This window comes from Myceligenerans pegani (assembly GCF_014892515.1).
GTDB classification, from domain to species: Bacteria; Actinomycetota; Actinomycetes; order Actinomycetales; family Cellulomonadaceae; genus Myceligenerans; species Myceligenerans pegani.
Map to the genome: position 1 here is coordinate 1 of NZ_JADBGR010000098.1, position 19,665 is coordinate 19,665.

9 protein-coding genes are annotated in these 19,665 nt (G+C 71.9%); 4 read left to right on the plus strand and 5 right to left on the minus strand.

Annotated elements, in window-relative coordinates:
- Window positions 1–555: carbohydrate ABC transporter permease (locus IIE03_RS16495; protein ID WP_192862201.1), on the plus strand; the 555-nt coding region annotated here is incomplete at its 5' end.
- A gap of 52 nt (window positions 556–607) precedes the next feature.
- Here the strand turns inward: IIE03_RS16495 and IIE03_RS16500 are convergent.
- From IIE03_RS16500 to pepN, 5 genes are all read right to left on the minus strand, one after another.
- A complete protein-coding gene (locus tag IIE03_RS16500; protein ID WP_225997896.1) occupies window positions 608–1,888 on the minus strand; it encodes an ABC transporter substrate-binding protein in 1,281 nt (426 codons plus the stop codon).
- Window positions 1,889–2,040: 152 nt separating this feature from the next.
- Entirely contained in the window at window positions 2,041–7,044 is a 5,004-nt protein-coding gene (locus tag IIE03_RS16505; protein WP_192863864.1) for a GH92 family glycosyl hydrolase, read from the minus strand.
- Window positions 7,045–7,278: 234 nt separating this feature from the next.
- Window positions 7,279–10,575 carry a GH92 family glycosyl hydrolase gene (locus IIE03_RS16510; RefSeq protein WP_192863865.1) on the minus strand — a complete coding sequence of 1,099 codons (3,297 nt, stop codon included), beginning with the start codon at window positions 10,573–10,575 and terminating at the stop codon, window positions 7,279–7,281.
- Window positions 10,576–10,786: 211 nt separating this feature from the next.
- The gene (locus tag IIE03_RS25980) at window positions 10,787–11,845 is read right to left on the minus strand and encodes a hypothetical protein (protein WP_225997897.1); all 1,059 of its coding nucleotides are present in this window, start codon (window positions 11,843–11,845) and stop codon (window positions 10,787–10,789) included.
- 187 nt (window positions 11,846–12,032) lie between these two features.
- Window positions 12,033–14,603: an aminopeptidase N gene (gene pepN / locus IIE03_RS16520; protein ID WP_192863866.1), complete on the minus strand. Its 2,571-nt coding sequence runs from the start codon at window positions 14,601–14,603 to the stop codon at window positions 12,033–12,035.
- A 255-nt stretch (window positions 14,604–14,858) separates the two neighbouring features.
- Here pepN and IIE03_RS26790 point away from each other — a divergent pair, with 255 nt between their 5' ends.
- The 3 genes from IIE03_RS26790 (at window position 14,859) to IIE03_RS16535 (ending at window position 19,645) form a co-directional block, all read left to right on the plus strand.
- Window positions 14,859–18,149, plus strand: coding sequence for a BTAD domain-containing putative transcriptional regulator (locus IIE03_RS26790; protein WP_192863867.1), 3,291 nt, complete (start codon window positions 14,859–14,861; stop codon window positions 18,147–18,149).
- Between the two features lie 187 nt (window positions 18,150–18,336).
- Window positions 18,337–18,522 carry a hypothetical protein gene (locus IIE03_RS16530; RefSeq protein ID WP_192863868.1) on the plus strand — a complete coding sequence of 62 codons (186 nt, stop codon included), beginning with the start codon at window positions 18,337–18,339 and terminating at the stop codon, window positions 18,520–18,522.
- Window positions 18,523–18,601: 79 nt separating this feature from the next.
- Complete coding sequence (locus IIE03_RS16535) at window positions 18,602–19,645, plus strand: hypothetical protein (protein ID WP_192863869.1); 1,044 nt, start codon at window positions 18,602–18,604, stop codon at window positions 19,643–19,645.
- The last annotated feature ends 20 nt before the right edge of the window (window positions 19,646–19,665 follow it).

A 19,665-nucleotide genomic window follows, 5' to 3' on the forward strand; every position in this document is an offset into this window, starting at 1 on the left:
TTCGTGCTGGCCCGCTGGCGCTTCAAGGGCGCCGACATCGTCTTCACCCTCATCCTGTTCGGGATGTTCATCCCCTACCAAGCCGTCATGATCCCCCTGAACCAGCTCGTCCTGGGCATCGGCATCCCCACCGGCATCCCCACCCTGATCCTCCTGCACGTCATCTACGGCATCCCCATCACCACGCTGATCTTCCGCAACTACTACTCGACCGTTCCCGCCGAGCTCATCGAGGCGGCCCGGGTCGACGGCGCCGGCATGCTGCGCACCTACTGGAACGTGCTGCTCCCCATCTCCGTCCCCAGCTTCACCGTCGTCCTCATCTGGCAGTTCACCAACGCGTGGAACGACTTCCTGTTCGCCGTGTTCTTCTCCTCCAGCCAGAACGGCCCCGTCACCATCGCCCTCAACAACCTTGCCAACGGCGCCCTGCTGCAGAACTACGGCGTCTCCATGGCCGGCGCCCTCCTGGCCTCCCTGCCCACCCTGCTGGTCTACATCATCCTCGGCAAGTACTTCGTCGGCGGCCTCATGTCCGGCTCCGTCAAAGGCTGAAACAACAGCGGCGCGGCATCCTCTGCCGCGCCGCTGCGTCCCGCACAGGGGCTCAGCCGCCCGACGCCGCCAAGGCCGCCTGGAACGCCACCACATCGGTCGACCCGGAGTTGAACTCCACCACCGCCGTCGTGATCTTGTCGAGCTGCGCGATCGGGACCGCCGCGCCGTGCGTCACGGACGACACGATCGTGTCCTGGCCGAACGACTCGATGGCGGTCCTCTGGTACTCGCTGAACTGCGCCGCGTCGACGTCGGTCCGGGCCGGGATCGAGCCCTTGATCTTGTTGAACGCGACCTGCCCCTCCTTCGAGCTGACCGTCTGCAGCCAGGCCTTCGCGCTGTCCTCGTCGAGGATGCCGGTCGACATGGTGAACGAGTCGGCGAGGAAGTCGAACGTCCCCGAGGTTCCCGGGGCGGGGACGACCCGGTAGTCGTCCCCGTAGGTCATGTCCTCGGAGTTGTACGCGGTGAGGGCCCAGTCCCCCATGATGTTGAACGCCGAGTCCCCCGCGATGACCATCGCGCTGGCGCCGTCCCATTCGAGCGTGTCGCGGTCGGCGTTGGTGTAGCTCATCAGCTTGCCGTAGTGCTCGAGCGCGGTGGTGACACGCGGGTCGTTCCAGTCGGTGCTGCCGTTCCAGAGGCCGCTGTACGCCTCGGGGCCGAGGTCGGCGAGCAGCGTGGTCTCGAGCAGGTGCACCTGGGGCCAGGTGGTCCCGACGGACAGCGGCGCCTCGACCCCGGCCTTCTTCAGCTTCTCGAGGTCCGCGAGGAACGCGTCGAGGGTGTCGTACTCGCCGGACGCCTCGAGGCCGTGCTGCTCCAGCACGGCGGGGTTGACCCAGAGCAGGTTGGCGCGGTGGATGTTCGAGGGGATCGAGTAGATCTTGCCGTTTTTCGTGGACAGCCGGTCGATGAGATCCTCCGGGAACGCCTCGGTCAGGCCGAACTCCTCGTAGAGTGCCGACACGTCCTGGATGTACTTGTCCTTGATGTAGTCCTGCAGCTCCGCACCCGCGTGCGCGACGAACACGTCCGGCGGGTCCTCCGTCTCGAGCCGCGACTGCAGGTGCTCCTTCGACGTCGAACTGCCACCGCCGCCCATGAGACCGTCGTTGACGAACTCGATCCCGGGGTGCTGCTTCTCGAACACCTCCACCAGCGCGTCCAGGCCCTGTTTCTCCACGCCCGCTGCCCACCAGGTGTAGACGGCGACCTTCTCGTGCGTCCGCAGGGAGGGCTCGGCGCTCTCCGCCGTCCCGGTCCCGCACGCGGCCAGCGCCAGGCAGGCAGCGGCGGCCGACGCCACCGCCGCGATTCTCTTCCGCATCACTCGCATTCGCGTCCTGTCTTCCCCTTCAACGTTGGAGGGCGACACCACCGATCCCCCGACGGATCCGATGGCGCGCGGCACCCGCGCGAGCGGGTGGTGCGCGAGCGAGCATAGCGTGAGACCGCTAACATCCAGCAAACCTGGACAACCTACCCCCGCAGCAGCATCACCCGGTCCACCGCGATCGTCCCCGGATCGAGCCGCAGGCTGATCGTCGGCTGCCATCCCGTGACGTCGTCCCGCGACATCGTCAGCGGCAGCAGCCCGGACCGGATCTCGCGCCATTCGCCGTCGTGCTCGATCCACGACGTCAGCTCGCCGTGGTCGACGACGGTCGCGAGCCGGTCACCCGGCTCCCACCGCACGTCGAGCGGCCCCACACCTGCGGACAGCCCCTTCCCCTCGCCGTCCACGACCACGTCGATCCCGCTGCTGCCGCGCGTGTGGTTGTACCAGCTGTGCGCGCGGTTGCCGGGCCCGTCGGTGATCCCGAGGAACATCGAGTCCTCCGCCGCGCCCCTCCCGGCGAACGACTCGGGTTCCACCACGAGCGCGAACCGGTCGCCCGCGGTCGCCGGCAGCGCCAGGTGGCTCCAGCGGCGCCCGTCGGCAGTCGCCTCCAGCACGCCGGCCTCGGTGTCCACGGACAGCGCGGCCGCGGGTTCGCCGTCGTCCCCGTACGCCGTGTACTCGGCGAGCCGGTCGGTGCCGAAGTCGTCGTCGAACACGACCTCGCCGAACGTCTCGGGGTCGAACGGCTCGTCGCCCGGCAGGCCCCAGGCCGCGGACGGCACGGACTCGTCCGGGATCTCGACGCCGGGCTCGGTGACCCACTTGGCGCCGGAGTCGTACTTCGTGATGGTGAACTCGTCGAGCGTCTCGCCGACCTCGACCGGCGATTCGCCGCCGGGCACCACGTACGTCGCGACGGACTCGTAGCGCAGCGTGCCGCCGTCGACGCTGATCGCCTGGTAGGCGGACACGTCCTGCGCCTGCTTCACGGCCACGGCGCCGTTCGCCTCCCACACGGACTCGCCGCGGTTGAGCACGTACTGCTTGCGCCCTCCGTTCGAGATCGCGTACACGGGCCCGGTGGTGACGCCCTCGGTCTCCGTGATGTCCATCGTGTGGTAGCCGCGGCCGTAGGTGTGGTCGTGCCCCTGCAGCACGAGGTCGACGTCGCTGGTCTCCAGCACGGGCAGGATGTACTGGCGCCAGTCGTCCTCGTCGCGCGGGTTGCCGTTGCCGTCGATCGAGTTGGAGAACACCGGCTGGTGCGTCATCACGACCGCCCAGTCGAGCGGGTTCTCGGCGAGCACCCGCTCCAGCCAGGTCGCCTGCATGGTCATCCACGCCCGGCGGCCCTCGTCGCAGTCGTAGTCCGCGAGCCCGGGCGGCCGCACGAGGGCACAGATGTCGTCGCGGTTCGCGTTCACCGTCACGAATCGGACGCCCTGGTAGTCGGTGTGGTACACGGTGTCGGTCATCGCGTCGGCGACGTGCTCGCCGTAGTCGGCGGCGTACTCGCGCGCGTCGGACGGCACCGGCCCGTTGCGCTCGTACTCGAAGTGGTCGCGGAAGTTTTCGGCGAGCGGCTGCCCGCCGATCTCGTGGTTGCCCAGTGCCGCGAGCACGTTGGTGCGGGTGCGCAGGTCCGCGTTCGCGTCGAACCAGTCGGACCACTCGAGCTGGTTCGTCGCGGTGTTCACGAGGTCGCCCGCGTACAGGCTGACCTCGGCGGACGGGTGCGCGTCCAACGCCATGTCCACCGTGTTCGCCCACTCGTCGGCGATCCCCTCCTGCGCGTCGCCGAAGTACAGGAACGTGAACGGGTCGGCGCCGCCGCTCGCCGTCGTGAACCGGTGCCAGCCGGACCACCGGCCGGCGTCGCCCACGCGGTACTCGTACGTCGTGTCCGGCGCCAGGCCGGTGAACGACGCCGAGTGGCTGCGCGCTGGGTAGCCGTCGACGTGCCGCTCCGGCTGTTCGACGGCGTCGACGGTGCGCACCTCACCCGGACCGCCGTCGGACACCTCGCGCAGTTCGGCCACGCCGTCGACCGGCAGCGGACTGGCGGTGCGCCAGGTGACGTTCTGCGACGTCGCGGGGTCGGCGGGCGGGGTGAGCACGACGCGGCTCGGCTCGCCGGTGGGAGCGTCGGGGTCGACGTACGGCGTGGTGGTGGTCGCGACGTCGAAGACGTGCATGATGCCGCGGTCGGTGTGTTCCGGGAGCACGACGGCGTCGACCGTCTTCGTCTCGTCCAGCACCGCGGGCTGGGTGGCGAAGACGCGGAAGGTGCCGCCGCCGGACGTCCCGTTGCGGTGGTTGCGCCCGGCGGTCTCGACGAGCGCGGTGTTCCCGCCGCCGGCGCCCTGGGCCCAGTCGGTGAGGTGCACCCGCACCGCCTGACGCGACCCGTCGGTGTACTCGACGTGCGCGGTGCCCGACGCCGGGCCGTTGGTCGCCAGCCCCAGGAAGGAGATCGCGGCGGCCTCGGTGTCCTCGACGTCGACGCGCTGCCCCGCGACGATCCAGTTGTCGGGTTCGCCCTCCGCGGCATCCGGCCAGGTGAAGGTGATGTCAGCGGCCTCGAAGCGCACCTCGCCGCCCGGGGTGACGCCCTCGGCCGCGAGGCTCTCGCGCGAGTACGACCAGTCGGACAGATCGATGGAGCCCATGTTGCCGCGGCCGTCGTGGGTGGTGCCGACGTTGTTGCGGGCGTCGCGGCCGTCGTCGTGCGACGGCGGGACGTCGTCGGTGCCGGTGCCCCAGTCGTCCGGGGTGTCGCTCATGGTGAACCGCAGCGTGCCGCCGCTCCGGGCGAACGACGCGTCCACCCAGGACGCGGACTGCCGCTCGCCGTTCACCCGGAGACCGGTCGTGTAGCGCTTCCCATCCGACACCCCGGGTGCCACGATCGTGTAGTCGCGGCGGCTGTCGGCGGCGTCGATCCGGATCCGGTCGAACATCGGGGCGCTCACCACGAGGTCGGCGGTGCCGTAGATCGCGGGGTAGATCCCGAGGTTGGCCCAGACGTACCAGGCGGACAGGGCGCCCTGGTCGTCGTTGCCGGGCAGGCCGGAGGGCGTCGTGTCGTACAGCTCGCCGACCGCCCGGTACAGCACGTCGGTGGTCTTGTGCGGCTTGCCGAGCCAGTTGTAGACCCACGGGCTGTTGAAGGAGGGCTCGTTGCTCAGGTAGTTGCCGGTCTGCGTGTAGGCGCCGACGTCGAGGTTCGCCATGAGCACGTCGAGCGCGTCCTCGGACGCCTCCACGCCCCCGCGCGCCTCCACGAGCGCGCCGATGTTGTGCGGCACCATCCAGCCGTACTGGTAGCCGGTGGACTGGTTGAACTGGCCCCGGCCGGACGAGTCGTCCCGCACCCGCAGGTCGAACCCGCGGTCGAAGCCGGTGCGCTCACGCGGCCGGATGTGCCGGGTGACCGGGTCGAAGACGTTCTGCCAGTGCTGCGCCCGGGCCATGAACGCGTCGTACGAGTCCTCGTCGCCCAGACGGCGGGCGAGCTGCGCGATCGCGAAGTCCTCCACCGAGTACTCGAGCGTGCGCGCCGTGGCGAAGTTCGACTTGCGGTTCTCCACGAAACCCGCGGCCAGGTACTGGTAGGCGTCGGGGCGGGTGCTGGCGTCGCCCGGCAGGGACTGCGTCTCCAGGAGGGACGCGAGGGCGGCCTCCCGGTCGTAGTCGGTCGCGCCGAAGTCGTCGGCGGCGGCCAGGGCGATCGGCAGCGAGTCCGCGGCCATGCGGGCCTGCACCAGGTTGTAGGTCGGCCCGTCGTACCAGGTTCCGGTCTGCTCGGCCATGGTCACGAGCGAGGCGTTGATGTCGCTCGCGACCTCGGGGTAGAGCATCGCGAGGAGCTGCGTGTGCCCCCGGTAGTGGTCCCAGCCGGCGAAGTTCACGTACAGGTGCTCGCCGCGCCCCATGCGGTGCAACTCGCCGTCGTACCCGATGTACTCGCCGTTGACGTCCTCGAACACGTTCGGGTTGTGCAGCGCGTGGTAGAGCGCCGTGTACAGCTTGGTGCGCGCCTCGCGGGTGCCGCCGGCGACGTCGATCGCGCCGAGCGCCCGCTGCCACGCGTGCTTCGCGGAGATCCGCACCGCCCGGAAGCTCTTGTGGCGATCGACCTCCTTGGCGCGGTTGAGCGCGGCGTTCTCGACGCTCGTGTAGCTGATGCCGATCTTCGCGGTGACCGTCGTGCCCGGCCGGAAGGTCAGGAAGGCGCCGGCGCCGTGCTTCCGGTCCGACGACGCCGTGCGGGCGCCCGGCGTGACCTCGCCGTCGTCCCACGTGCCGTGCGAGACGAAGCGGGCGTCGAAGACCGCGGAGAAGTGCAGGTCGTAGAACGTGCCCTGGTTGCACATCGAGCCGGCGCGGACCGTGCCGCTGACGGTGCGGGTGGCGGGGTCGACGGTGAGGTCGGCGGCCTCGACCGTGTTGTTGGAGCCGGCGGCGTTCAGCAGGAGGGTGGCCCCGCCGTCGTCGGGGAACGCGAAGCGGCTGACGGCGGTGCGCGTCGTCGCCGTGAGCTCCGTGGTGACGCCGTTGTCCGTGGTGACGGAGTAGTAGCCCGGCTCGGCCCGCTCGGCGTCGTGGTCGAACGGCAGGTAGTAGTCCCGGATCGACGTGCTGGGGTCCGCGGGGAGGGCGCCGTCGTCGGACAGGCTCCCGGTGAAGGGGAGGATCGGGACGTCGAAGCCGCCGTAGGCACCGGTGCAGCCGGTGCCGGAGATGCGGGTGAGGCCGAAGCCGCGCAGGCGGTCACCCGTGTACTCGTAGCCGCCCTTCTCCCCGTTGTGGCCCTCGCGGTAGGTGGTGGGGCTGTTCTGGACGAGGCCGAACGGGACGGTGCCACCCGGGAAGGTGTTGCCGTAGGCGTCGTTCGACTTGTTCTCCGTCGTGTCGAGCTCGGTGCCGATGAACGGGTCGACGGCGTCGAACGGGGCGAGGCGCGAGCCGTGGTCACCGCCGGGCCACTCCCAGGGCCAGCCACCCGGCCAGTCCCAGGACCAGCCGTCGGCGAGGAAGGCGCCTGTGTGCGGCACGCCTGTGGCCGGCGCCGCCATGGTCAGCGGCAGCGTGGCGGCCAGGCCGGCCGCGACCAGCGCTCTGCTGAGGGGTGTGGGCATGTCGTTCCTCTTCCTGGTGCGGGGCGACGCGCCCCACGGTCGGATCCGGTCAAGTCTCGAAGGGGCAGGGAGCCGCGCGGTGTCGCCCCGCTGAACGCGGGCGGAACTCCGGACGACAACGCTGTCATCCGCGTGCGGGCGTGGGCGTGAGGTCGGCCCGACGTCGGACGATCGGCCGCCCGGGGAGCCGATCGTCCGACATCCGACCGACCACTCGACATCCGACCGATCACATCACCCGACCCGGCCGGCGTCCGTGGCGATGGCGAAGACGTGGAAGCGCTCGTCGTCCGGCAGGGTGACGCTCGCCAGGTCCTTGCCCTCGGGCACCGGGATCGGCGCCGTCGAGAACAGCCCGCAGCCGATGTTCTGGACGTCGGTGCCCGCGCCCCGGGCGGAGGGCCGCGCGACCACGACGGCGTCGCCGGGCCCGCCGCACCAGTCCGGCAGCGCGACCTCGGCGGAGGCCGTGGTCCCGTCCGTAAACGTGAGGACGAGGTCTCCGCCGTGCGTCCCGTGGGTGCTGGTACCGACGACGGCGACACGGGTGGCGTCCCGGAGCGCTTCCGGCACGGCGAGCGTCTCGCCCGACGCGGCGATGTTGTCCGGCTCCCCCGCGTCCGGTGCGCCGAGCACATAGGTGAGGTCGGTCCCCGGGACGGTCAGCTCGAGACCCTGCACCGCTCCGAGCTCGGCGAGCGGCTCGCGCAGCAGGTAGGCACCGCCCCCGTCGAGGTCCGCGTTGGCCTCGCCGGCGTCGCCGATGCCGACGTTGTCGAACGCCTCCGACACCCAGGAGCCGGCTGCCACGACCACGGGCACCTCGCGCTTGACGTGCCGCCCGGACCGATCGCTGACCTTGACCTTGACGCGGTACTCGCCCGGCCGCGCGTCCGCGCCGGCACGCACCACGACGGTCCCCTCGACGGTGGCCGGCAGGCCGTCGGACCGCACACGCCACCGCGCCGGCTCCACGTCGGCGTCCAGCGGGCCACGGGCGGTGACCTTCACCTTCCCCGAGGCCGCGCGAGGAGCCTGGGCGACGACGTCGAGCCGGAGCTCGGTCGTACCGCCCGGCCGCACCACCGGATGAGCCGGGCTCACTCCGGCGCCGAGACCCGTGGTCGTGCGCTCCCCGGGCGCGACCGCACCCGGCGACGCCTCCGGCGCCGTCGCCCAGTCCGACGGCGCGGAGCCGACGACGACGTCGAGACTCCCCGCGACGACGAGCTCGTCGCCGGTGACCCAGGCGCGGTCCAGCGGCTCGCCGCCGAGCGCGACGGCCTGCGTGTAACGCTCCTGGTCCGTCACGCCCTCGGCCGTGAGGTGCAGCTCATCCGTGCCGAAGACGTCCTCGTCGAGGGCGATCCGCACGTCGTCGAACCGCGGCGTGGACAGCCCCCACAGGTCGGCGCCGGGTGCGATCGGGTAGATCCCGACGGAGGAGAGCACGTGCCACGCGGACATGGTGCCGAGGTCGTCGTTGCCGGTCACGCCGTGCGGGCCGTCGGTGAACAGGGTCGCCGCGGCGCGCACGACGTCCGTCGTCTTCCACGGCTCGCCCGCCCACAGGTACATGTAGGGCGCGTGCAGGTTCGGCTCGTTGTTCGGGTTGTACGTCTCCCAGCCGTAGTAGTCGTAGGTCCCGTTGACCCACACGTCACGGGCCGTGCCCTCCGGGTCCTCCAGGAGCTGCTCGTAGGCGAAGAAGGCATCGAGGTCGCGGACCGCCGCCCGGGTGCCGCCGAGCAGGTCGAACAGTCCGGGCACGTCCTGCTGGACGAGCCACTGGTACTGGACGGCGGTGCCCTCGTGGAACCCCTCGGAGTGCGCGGGATCCGGGTCGCCCACGAACATCCCGTCGACGCCCCGCGCGCGGAAGGCCCCGGTGCGCGGATCGAACACGTTGCGGAAGCTCTGCCCGCGCGCGGCGTAGCGGGCCGCGTCGTCGTCGTGCCCGAGGCCCTCGGCCATCGTCGCGAGCATCGCGTCGGCGAGCGCGTACTCCAGGCTGGCGGAGCCGCCGTGGTCGAAGTCGTAGTCACCCGGCTTGCCGGAGCGGGACGGCTCGTGCGGCACGAAACCGTGCTCGATGTACTCCGCGTTCGCCGCGCGGCCGTTGAACGGGGTGTCCGGCGCCGGCACGCGGTCGGCGTTCTCGCGCAGCAGCTCGTACGCCTCCTCCTCGTGCCCCTCCAGCAGGCCCTGGTTCCACGCGCTGACGAGGAACGGGGTCACGGGGTCGCCCGTCATGATGTTCGTCTCGACGGCGCCGTAGCCCCAGCGCGGGAGCCAGCCGCCCTGTTGGCCCTGCCGCACGAGCGACAGCGCCATGTCCGCCGACTCGTCCGGCGCCAGCAGGTAGAGCAGCTGCTGCTGGGTGCGGTACGTGTCCCAGAGGGAGAAGTTCTGGTAATAGGTGAAGTCCTCCTCCGCCTCGTGCACCTCCTGGTCCCAGCCGCGGTAGCGGCCGTCGACGTCGGAGGCGACGTTCGGCGCCAGGAAGCTGCGGTACAGCGACGAGTAGAAGGTGCGCAGGTCCTCGCGCGTGCCGCGGGCCACGCGGACGCCTGCGAGCCGCTCCTCCCAGGCGTCCGCGGCGGCGGCGCGCGCGTCGTCGAACGTGGAGCGCTCGGCCTCGAGATTCCGGCGGGCGCCGTCCGGGCCGACGTAGCTCATCGCGGTCACCGCCTCGACGTCGGTGTCGCCGTCCGTCGTGTCGAACGTGACGTAGGCGCCGCGACGCCCGCCGCCCGAGGACTCGCCGGAGCCGTCGGTGACCTCGTCGCCCGCCCAGGTGCCGTGGGAGGTGAACGGCCGGTCGAAGGTGGTGACGGTGTGGATCGTCTGCGGCTCGGTGGCCTGGCAGAAGCCACTGACGGTGATCTCGGTCTCGACGGTGCGGTCACCCGTGATCCGCACCGCGGAACTGTCGACGCCGTTGAGGGCCTGGCCGGTGTTGAGCAGCACGTTCGCCTGTTCGGTGGCGGGGAACGTGTAGCGCTGGACGGCGGTCCGGGTGGTCGCCGAGAGTTCGGCGCCGATCGCGCCGGCCCCGCTGTCCAGGCTCACCCGGTAGTAGCCGGGCGCCGCTTCCTCGTCGTCGTGCGAGTAGCCGAGGGCGTACTCGGCGTTGTCGGTGTTCGTCACCTCGCCGGTGGTGGGCAGCACGGGCAGGGTCCCGCCGAGCCCGCACCCCACGCCGGACAGGTGCACGAGCGAGAAGCCGCGGATGCGGTCCTGGTCGTAGTCGTAGCCGGCGTAGTGGCCGGTGTCCGGGGAGAACTGCACCATGCCGAACGGGACGGCCGCGCCGGGGTAGGTGTTGCCGTCGTCCTGGGTGCCGATGAACGGGTTGACGTGGTCCGTGAGGGACTCGCCCGCGGCGACCACCGGCGGCGCGACGGCGTCCGCGGCAGCCTCCCCGCTCGCGGCGAGCGCCGGCCGCGCCGCGGGAACCGCGGACGCCCCGGCGAGAAGCAGTGCGAGGACGGCGACGGCGCCGCCCGATCGGAATGCGTGGACCTGCATCGGTCACTCCTTCGTGTCTCCCGCGACGTCGAGGGACGCACCGCCCACGACGGCGGCGCCCGGGGCCCACCCTCGCAGCACGGTGACAACGCTGTCAACAGTCGTGGAGCAGCGCGGCGGCGTCGTGACGCGTCCGGCCGGGAGCGGGCAGGTGGCGACGGGCAGGACCGGCGCGCCCCGGCCCGGCGCCCGGGTGCCGGGCGCCGGCCGGTCAGGACTGGGAGATTCCCGCCCTGGCGATGGTGAAGGTCGACCCGGTCGCGTCGTGGGTGCACGACATGCCGGTGGTCCTGCTCACGCAGGTGTAGCCGTGGGCCTTCTGCTTCTTCTCGTACTGCAGGACCTTCAGGCCCGACGCCACGACCGGCTTGTCCTTCTTCGCCACGCACGGGACGGTCAGCGTCCCCGACTGGTCGAGCGCCACGATGTGGCCCTGAACGCCGTCGCACCCGTCGGGCGCCGGCTCGTTGTTCAGCTCGACGATGCCGCACGTCGCGGCGTTGGCGGAGATGGTGCAGGTGATGTTGCCCGACGGCGCCGCGAAGACCTTCGCGCCCGGCGCGTCCAGCTCCAGGCCGGTCGCGTATTTCGGCCCCTCGGGCTCGGAGTCCTCGCCCCCGCCGGCGGACTCCGAGTTGGCGGCCTCCGGGTTGTTCCCGACAGGGTCGGTCCGATCGCCGCCGTCGTTCGACATGAGGTTCACCGCGAACACGATCGCCGCGATCACGAGGACGACGTCGAGCGCGATGAAGGCGATCCAGCCCGGGCTGAGCCGGCGGCGCGCGGGGGCCTGCTCGTAGCCCTGCTGTTCGTAGCCGGGCTGGGCGTAGCCCTGCGGCGCGTAACCCTGCTGCGGGTAGCCCTGCTGTTGCTGCGGGTACCCCGGCTGCTGGGGGTAGCCCTGCTGCTCGTAGCCGGGCTGGGCGTAGCCCTGCGGAGGGTAGCCCTGGGCATACCCCTGCGGGGCGTAGCCCTGCTGCTGCGGATAACCTTGCTGGTCGTAGCCCGGCTGCGGCGGGTACGCCTGCTGCGGTGCGTACCCGGGCTGCTGCACCGGCGGCGCCGGGGCGGGCGTCACCGCGTCGGAGAACTGCGACGTGGGCGAGATGGCCGGGGGCATCCGTGTCGTCGCCGAGACCCGCTGCGGGCCCGGCACCTGCGCGGCCGGCGAGGCGGCCGCGGAAGAGGCGGCCGAGGCCGCGTCGGCCCCGCCGTTTCCTTCGTCGTCCCACCCCTCGGGCGGCGGCGGAGGGGGCACCGTTCCGGACATGCGGCTCCTTCTCTCGGACACGATCGACCTTGGATCATACGACGAAGCGAGGATATCGCCCGCGCGGTGTCCACTTCCGCGACGTCATCGCGTGAGGAGGCGACGACGTCGGTCGGATGTCGTGAAGTCGGCTCCCCGGGGGACCGATCTCACGACATCCGGCCGATCGCTCGGCATCGGAACGGCCTCAGGCCCCCGCGTCGGCCGCCTGCGCGCGCAGGGCGCGCTCCGTGCCCGCCAGGCCCTCCACCACGAGACGGCGCAGCGCCGGGGCGGCGTCCTCGTGGTCGGCCAGCCACGCCGCGACGGCATCGCGCAGCTCCACCGAGGCGAGCGGGGCCGGGTAGAAGCCCTCGATGATCTCCTCGGCGATGTGGTACGACCGCTCCTCCCACACGCGGAGCACCGCGTCGAGGTACGGCTCCACCACCGGCGCCAGCACGGTCGCGTCGTTGACATGCACGAACCCGAGGCCCGTGTTCCGGATGATGGCGTTCGGGGCCTCCGAGTCGGACACCACCGACTCCAGCGCCGCCAGCTTGGACCCGGTGGTCGGGACCGTCGCGCGCGCCCGGGCCGCGGACTGGCGCCCGGTGGCGGTGTCGTCCTCGGCCAGCGTCGCCGCGATCTCCTCCTCGCCGGCCGCACCGTTCAGCACGAGCCCTTCGAGCAGCTCCCAGCGCAGGTCGGTGTCGATCTCCAGCCCGTCGAGCGTCGTCGACCCGTCCATCAGGCCCTGGAGCAGCGCCACGTGTTCCTGGGTCGAAGCCAGGTGCGCGAAGAACTTCACGAGCTGGAACTGCAGGTCAGAGCCCGCCTCGGCGCCGCGGGCGAGCTCGGCGAGCCGGTCCCCCGCGCGCACGAGCGTCCCCGGACGCGCGCCCGGGGCAACGTACTGCCGGATCGCGAGCACGAGCTGGTTGAGCGTGGTCCGCACCGTGGTCGACTCGGTCTCGGCGGCGATGTTGCCGAGGACCAGGTCCACGTACGACGACGCCGGCGTCTCGCCGTCGCGCACCGCGTCCCACGCCGACCCCCACACGAGGGACCGCGCCAGCGGATCGGTGATCTGCGACAGGTACTGCACCGCGACGGCCAGCGACTCCTCGTCGAGCCGGATCTTCGCGTACGCCAGGTCGTCGTCGTTCAGCAGCACGAGGGCCGGGCGGTCCAGCTCGACCAGCTCGAGGACGTCGGTGCGCTCGCCGTCGACGTCCACCTCCGCGCGGTGCACCCGCTCCAGCTTCCCGGCGTCGTTCAGCGAGTAGAAACCGATCCCGAGCCGGTGCGGGCGCAGCGTCGGCCACTCGGCCGGCGCCGTCTGCTCCACCGTGAACGACGTGATCCGGCCGTGCGAGTCCGTCTCCACGTGCGGCCGCAGCGTGTTCACGCCCGCCGTCTCCAGCCACTTCGCGGACCACTCGGTGAGGTCCCGGCCCGACGTCGCCTCGAGCTCCGTCAGCAGGTCGGGCAGCTCCGTGTTGCCCCACGCGTGCTTGCCGAAGTAGGCGGACACGCCGGCGACGAACGCCTCGCGGCCCACCCAGGCGACGAGCTGCTTGAGCACGGAGGCGCCCTTGGCGTACGTGATGCCGTCGAAGTTGACCTGGACGTCCTCCAGGTCACGGATCTCCGCCACGATCGGGTGTGTCGAGGGCAGCTGGTCCTGCCGGTAGGCCCACGCCTTCTCCATCGCCGCGAAGGTCGTCCACGCGGCGTCGTACTCCGTCGCCTCCGCCGTCGCCAGCGTCGAGATGTACTCCGCGAAGGACTCGTTCAGCCACAGGTCGTTCCACCACTTCATGGTGACCAGGTCGCCGAACCACATGTGCGCCAGCTCGTGCAGGATCGTCACCACGCGACGCTCCCGGACGGCGTCGGTCACCTTCGACCGGAACACGTACGACTCGGTGAACGTGACGCAGCCGGCGTTCTCCATCGCGCCCATGTTGTACTCGGGCACGAAGAGCTGGTCGTACTTCGTGAACGGGTAGGGGACGCCGAAGAGGTTCTCGTAGAACTCGAAGCCCTTGCGCGTGGTCTCGAAGATGTAGTCCGCGTCGAAGTACTCGCTCAGCGACTTGCGGCAGAACGCGCCGAGCGCGATCTCGCGGCCGTCCGCCGACGTCAGGGAGCTCCGCTCGACGGCGTACGGGCCGGCCACGAGCGCCGTGATGTACGACGAGATGCGCGGCGTGGGGGCGAACGTCCACGTCGCCGCCTTCACCGACGCGTCCGTGGCGTGCGTCGCCGCCACGGGCGCCGGCGTCGGTTCGTTCGACACGACCTCCCAGTACTCCGGCGCCGTCACCGTGAACTGGTAGGTCGCCTTGAGGTCGGGCTGCTCGAACACCGCGAACACGCGACGCGAGTCCGGGACCTCGAACTGCGTGTACAGGTAGACCTCGCCGTCCACCGGGTCCACGAAGCGGTGCAGCCCCTCCCCCGTGTTCGTGTAGGCGCAGTCGGCGACGACGGTCAGCTCGTTCTCGGCGGCCAGCCCCTCCAGGGCGATCCGGGAATCGGCGAACACGACGGCCGGGTCCAGCTCGCGCCCGTTCAGGACCACCGACCGCACCGCCGGCGCCACGAGGTCGATGAACGTGGCGGCTCCAGGGGCAGCGGCGAAGCGCACTGTCGTGGTGGACGCGAACGTCGTCGGTCCGGTCGTCAGGTCGAGGTCGATCGCGTAGGAGTCGACGGTGACGACATCGGCGCGCTCGACGGCCTCGGCTCGCGTGAGGTTCTCTCCGGGCACGGGCCCTCCAGTCTCTGTCAGGGCGCTCCGGCGCCCGGTGTTCGGCGATTTCGGGGTCGATCATGCCACCAGTCGGGCCGGACGCCGCCGTTGAATTCCCCGCGGACCGATCGTTAGCGAATCGTTCAGCTTCGTGGACGGCAGCGGACGGCCCGGCGGGTGCGAGCGCGCGGCGGGTGATATGCGCGCCCGGGCCTGCCGCCGTCGCACGCTCGCGGCTACGATGCGGGTGGGGGACTGCGGAGGGGGCCGACGGTGGTCGATCACAACTGGTCACAGCCCCGCCCCGGACTCGACCGGCGGCTCGACGGAGCGCTCACCCACCGGCTCACCACGCTCGTCGCGGCCGCGGGCTACGGCAAGTCCACGGTCCTGTCCGCCTGGGTGCGCGCCGTCGGCGGCGCGGCCTACCGGATCGGGCCGGCCGACCAGGAGCTGACCGGGCTCAGCGGCGGCGTGATCTCCGCCCTGCGCCTGCGCGCACCAGCCCTCCCGTCCGAGATCGTCACGGCCGTCGACGCCCCGCTCGGACCGGACGCCGTCGCCGGCGAGTCCGCCCGGGCGAGCGCGCTGGCCGGAGCCCTGTCCGAGGCGCTCGGCGCGCACCTGACCGGCAGCCTCGTCCTCGTCCTGGACGGCCTCGAGGGAATCTCCGGCTCCCCCGCGGCGAGCCGCTTCGTCGAGACCCTGGTCCGCACCGCACCGCCGCACCTGCACATCGTGATCTCCTCCCGCGACGTGCTGCCGTTCCCCATCGCGCGACTCCGCCAGGTCCACGAGGTGCTCGAGTTCGACGCCACCGACCTGACGCTCACGCCCCAGGAGACCGCCGACTGGCTGCGCCGCCGCATCGGCGACGCCGCGGCGGGCGTCGCGTCCGCGTTGCATGCCGCGACCGGCGGCTGGCCCGCCGCCACGCACGCCGCCGTGGACGCCATGGCACGCACCGACCCCGACGCCTGGGCCGACGTGGTGGCGGTCGCGGCCGCGACCTCCGAGGCACTCGACCAGCTCGCGCGCCGGGCCTTCGACGCCCTGCCCGCCGAGCCCCGATTCCTGCTCCGCGCGGCGACCGTGGCCCCCGTCGTCACCGACCAGCTCGCCACGGCTCTCGGCGTCGCGCCCGACACGCTGCCCGGCATCACGTCGCGCGGGCTGTTCATGGAATCCGGCGCCGACGGGTCCCGGCTCACGCCCGTCGGCCTGCGCGTCCTCCACTCCCACGCGCCGCTCGAGGAGCACGAGGCACACGACGTGGCCGAGGTCGCGGCACGCTGGTACGTCGAGCACGGTGCCACCCATCACGCCGCGCAGGCGGCGGTCGCGGCACGCCACGACAACCTCATCGAGTCGCTGCTGGCCGACCACGGCGAGGCGCTCGTCGAGCACCCCGACGACCTGATCGCGGCGCTCGCGCGGATCGGGGTGGACATCGGCGGCGGCGCGGCGGACGGAGACGAGGCGAGCGGCGCCGGCGGGACCGGGGCCCGACCCGCGGGACGAGTCAACACGGAGCAGGGGAACACGGAACACCTTCGCCTCGCCGGACTGGCGCACTTCCACCGCGGGGACTGGGACGCCGCACGCGCCCTGCTCCTCCGCGCGGGCGAGGCAAGCGCGTTCGACTCCGCCGTGGCCTACCGGCTCGGCATCATCGAGCACCTCCGCGGCGAACTGCACGCCGCGCTCGATGTCTACCGCCGCGGCGCCGAACTCGGCCGCCCTGCCGCCGACGCCGCCGTGTGCACCGCGATGGCCGCCGCCGTCCGCTGGCTGCAGGGCGACCGCGCCGAGTGCGCCGCCCTCGCCGACACGGCCAGGGAACAGGCCACGCGGCTCGGCGACGACCGCGCCCTCGCGGCGGTGCACACCGTCCTCGCCATGCTCGCCGCCTACGACGGCGACGGGCGGGCCAACGACGCCCACTACCTCAAGGCGCTGGACCACGCGGCCCGCGCCGGCGACGTCGCGCAGCAGATCCGCATCCGCAGCAACCGGGCCTCCAGGCAGCACACCGCGGGCGCGTTCACCGAGGCGCTCGCCGAGCTGGAGATCGCGATCCGGCTGTGCGATCTCACCGGGTTCGCGCCCTGGGCGGCGCTGGCCCGCTCCAACCGGGCGGAGACCCTGATCCGGCTCGGGAGGCTGGAGGAAGCGGCGGTCGAGGCCGGGGACGCCGTCGAGCGCTGGGAAGCCATGGGCGCCCGCCTGATGGGCTACGGACTGACCCAGCAGGCCCAGATCCACGTGCTGAGGGGGCACCCGACCGCCGCGGCGTCGGCCTTCCGGCGCGCGGCCGAGATCGCGGAGCAGGCGGGCGACGCGCAGGCCCGCGGCACGGCGCTGGCCGGCCTGGCGGAACTGCTCGCGGCCGACGACCCGGCCGCCGCGGCCGACCTCGCCGCCCAGGCGGCCGAGCACCACGTCGGGACGGCTCTGGTCTCCGCGTGGCTGGCCGGCGCCCGGGCCGCGATCACCGGTGGTCGGCCGGACGACGCGCGGCGGCTCCTGGACGGCGCCGAGGCGGAGGCGGCGCGGCGCAACGAGCGTGCGAGCCTGGCCCGGGCGGCCGAGCTGCGGGCGGAGCTGGACGGTGACGTGCGCGTGGCGGACCAGGCCGTGCAGCGCTGGCGCACGATCGGTGACCCCATCGGCCTGGCCCGGGCGGAGCTGGTCCGGGCCACGCTCGGGCCGGCGCGTCCCGGGGCGGAGGTCGCCGAGGGCGTCCGGTCCCGGATGCACGCCATCGGCTGCCGCGCCCTGGACGGGGAGATCGAGGCGCTGGCCTCCCGCGCGTCGGCATCGGAGGAGCCGCGGATCGTCGTCCAGACGCTCGGCACGTTCCGCGTGCTCCGGGACGGCGTGCCGGTCCCGACCGCGGCCTGGCAGTCCCGCAAGGCGCGTGACCTGCTGAAGGTGCTGGTCACCCGCCGGGGCCGCCCGGTCTCCCGGGACCAGCTGGCGGAGATCCTCTGGCCCGACGCCGGGGCCGACGCCGTGTCGCTCAAGCGCCTGAACGTCATGGTGTCGACCGTCCGGGGCGTGCTCGACCCCGATCACTCCTGGCCCGCGGACCACATCGTGGCGAGCACGTCGGGATCGCTGCACGTCGAGCTGGACCACGTGCACGTCGACGTCGTCGACTTCCTCGACCGGGTCGCCGAGGCGACCGCGCTGGACCAAGCCGACCGGCGCGCCGAGGCACTGGACCGCTGGCGCGCCGCGGAGGCCGCGTACACGGGCGACTTCTGCGAGGAGGACGCGTACGCGGACTGGGCGACGACCCTGCGCGAGGAGGCCCGGCTCGCCTACGCCCAGGCCGCCGCCCGCATCGCGGACCAGGAGGCCGGCGCCGGGCACTACGAGGAGGCGGCCCGGTACTGGCTCCGACTGCTCGAACGCGACCCGTACGACGAGCGCGCCCACCTGGCCCTCATCCTGGCGCTCGACCAGGCGGGCCGGCGCGGCGACGCGCGGCGGCGGTACCAGGTGTACGCGGACCTGATGCGCGAACTCGACATCGAGCCGTCGCCGCATCCGGTGTGAACGCGGGAACGGCGACGGGGGTCGTCATCACCGTCCGCTGGCCCTCCACCCCGAACTGACTGCGCTCGGTCAACGGCAATGAGCTACCGGGCGACCTGCCATGTTCCCGGCCCGGCCGACCTGAACCTGACCTGAACCGGCGTCGTCGATCGTTGAGCATCGGTCCCGCTACCTGCGAGGAGTCACGGTGCGAACGGTCGTCGTCCGGCTCGCGGAGCCCGAGCAAACCGGGGGTACGCTGCACGGCCTCGTCGAGGTCATCGGCGAGGAGCCGGTGCCGTTCAGCGGCATCGAAGCGCTGATCGACCTCCTCACCGCGGCCGCGCGACGCCCGCTCCCGCCCGACGACGCCGGCCCGTCCCGCTCCTCGTGAACCTGACCTGAACGTCCGACGGCGATCGTGAGGGGATCGGACGCGTCCTGCGTCCGATGCCGGATCTACGAACCGAAGGGTGGACACGATGCCTGTTGATCCAACGCCAGGCTGGGGACTGGGTCATGCTGTCGGCCTGACCAACGAGGGGACGCAATGTCCGAACATCGGGTTCGATCAACAGCAGGTCGGCGAGCTTCTCGATGCGGTCGGCCTGCCGGCGGGCGGTACGTCGCTGGAGCATCTGCCCGCCATCGAGCACGGTCACGCGTCGCCGGAATTGTGCGAGGCGATCAGGGGTTTTCAGCGGGTCCAGGCCGGCTTGGTCGACGATGCCCGCGTCGACGTGAACGGTCCCACGTGGGAGCGTCTGATCAAGCTGGGAGCACCTACGGCCGTGCCTTTCGGCGGCGTCCCGCTGATGTTGAGCGCGACCAAACTCACAGTGGTCGAGCTTCCTCGATCCGCCAGCGGTCTGCCGTCGCTCACCTACACGATCAAGGGGCCTGTGGCGACGTATCGGGCTCCGGGAATCCGAATCGAGCTGTCCGCCAGCGGTCCGCTCAAGGTCTCCTGGGGCAGCACGTACCCCATCGCGTGCCAATTGTCCCCGGACCTGGCGGCACTGGAAGCCGCCGTCGCGTCGGGAGCGGCCCGCACCATCGGCGGCGCGGCGCTCAACACCCTGTGCCACCGGCTCAAGGTGGAGTCCCAGCAGGCGATCGCCGGCATGTTCTCCTCGGTGAGCCTTTCGGTCGGGCTGGACGGCACGCCGGTGCTGGGCGGGAGCATCGGTGACGGCACGCGATTCCAGTCCATTTCGGCGGATCCGATCGAGCGGTCTGTGACGTACAGCGCCGTGAAATCGATCGTGAAGTCGCAACCGGTGCTCGGCGGTGACGTGCAGATCTCGGGCTCCGTCACGTTGACGCTCAAGGTCACGGCCGAAGACCCGGATGGCGAGGCAAGTGTCGTGGTACTGCTGGTCGGGCTCGTCGTCGGCGGCCACATCGTCATGGCCGCAGCCGGAGGACTGGCCGCCGGCCTCGGCGCTGTCGGGGAGGCGGCGGCCATCAGCAAGGAGGTCGTCGTGCGCGTGGGCCCTGCTCTCCTCGTCCCCTGACACTTCGCCTGACCGACCAC

Coding starts and splice junctions, on each gene's coding strand:
- IIE03_RS16500 (WP_225997896.1), bottom strand. CDS start 1,888: ATGCGGAAGAGAATCGCGGCGGTGGCGTCGGCCGCCGCTGCCTGCCTG.
- IIE03_RS25980 (WP_225997897.1), bottom strand. CDS start 11,845: ATGTCCGGAACGGTGCCCCCTCCGCCGCCGCCCGAGGGGTGGGACGAC.
- IIE03_RS16510 (WP_192863865.1), bottom strand. CDS start 10,575: ATGCAGGTCCACGCATTCCGATCGGGCGGCGCCGTCGCCGTCCTCGCA.
- IIE03_RS16505 (WP_192863864.1), bottom strand. CDS start 7,044: ATGCCCACACCCCTCAGCAGAGCGCTGGTCGCGGCCGGCCTGGCCGCC.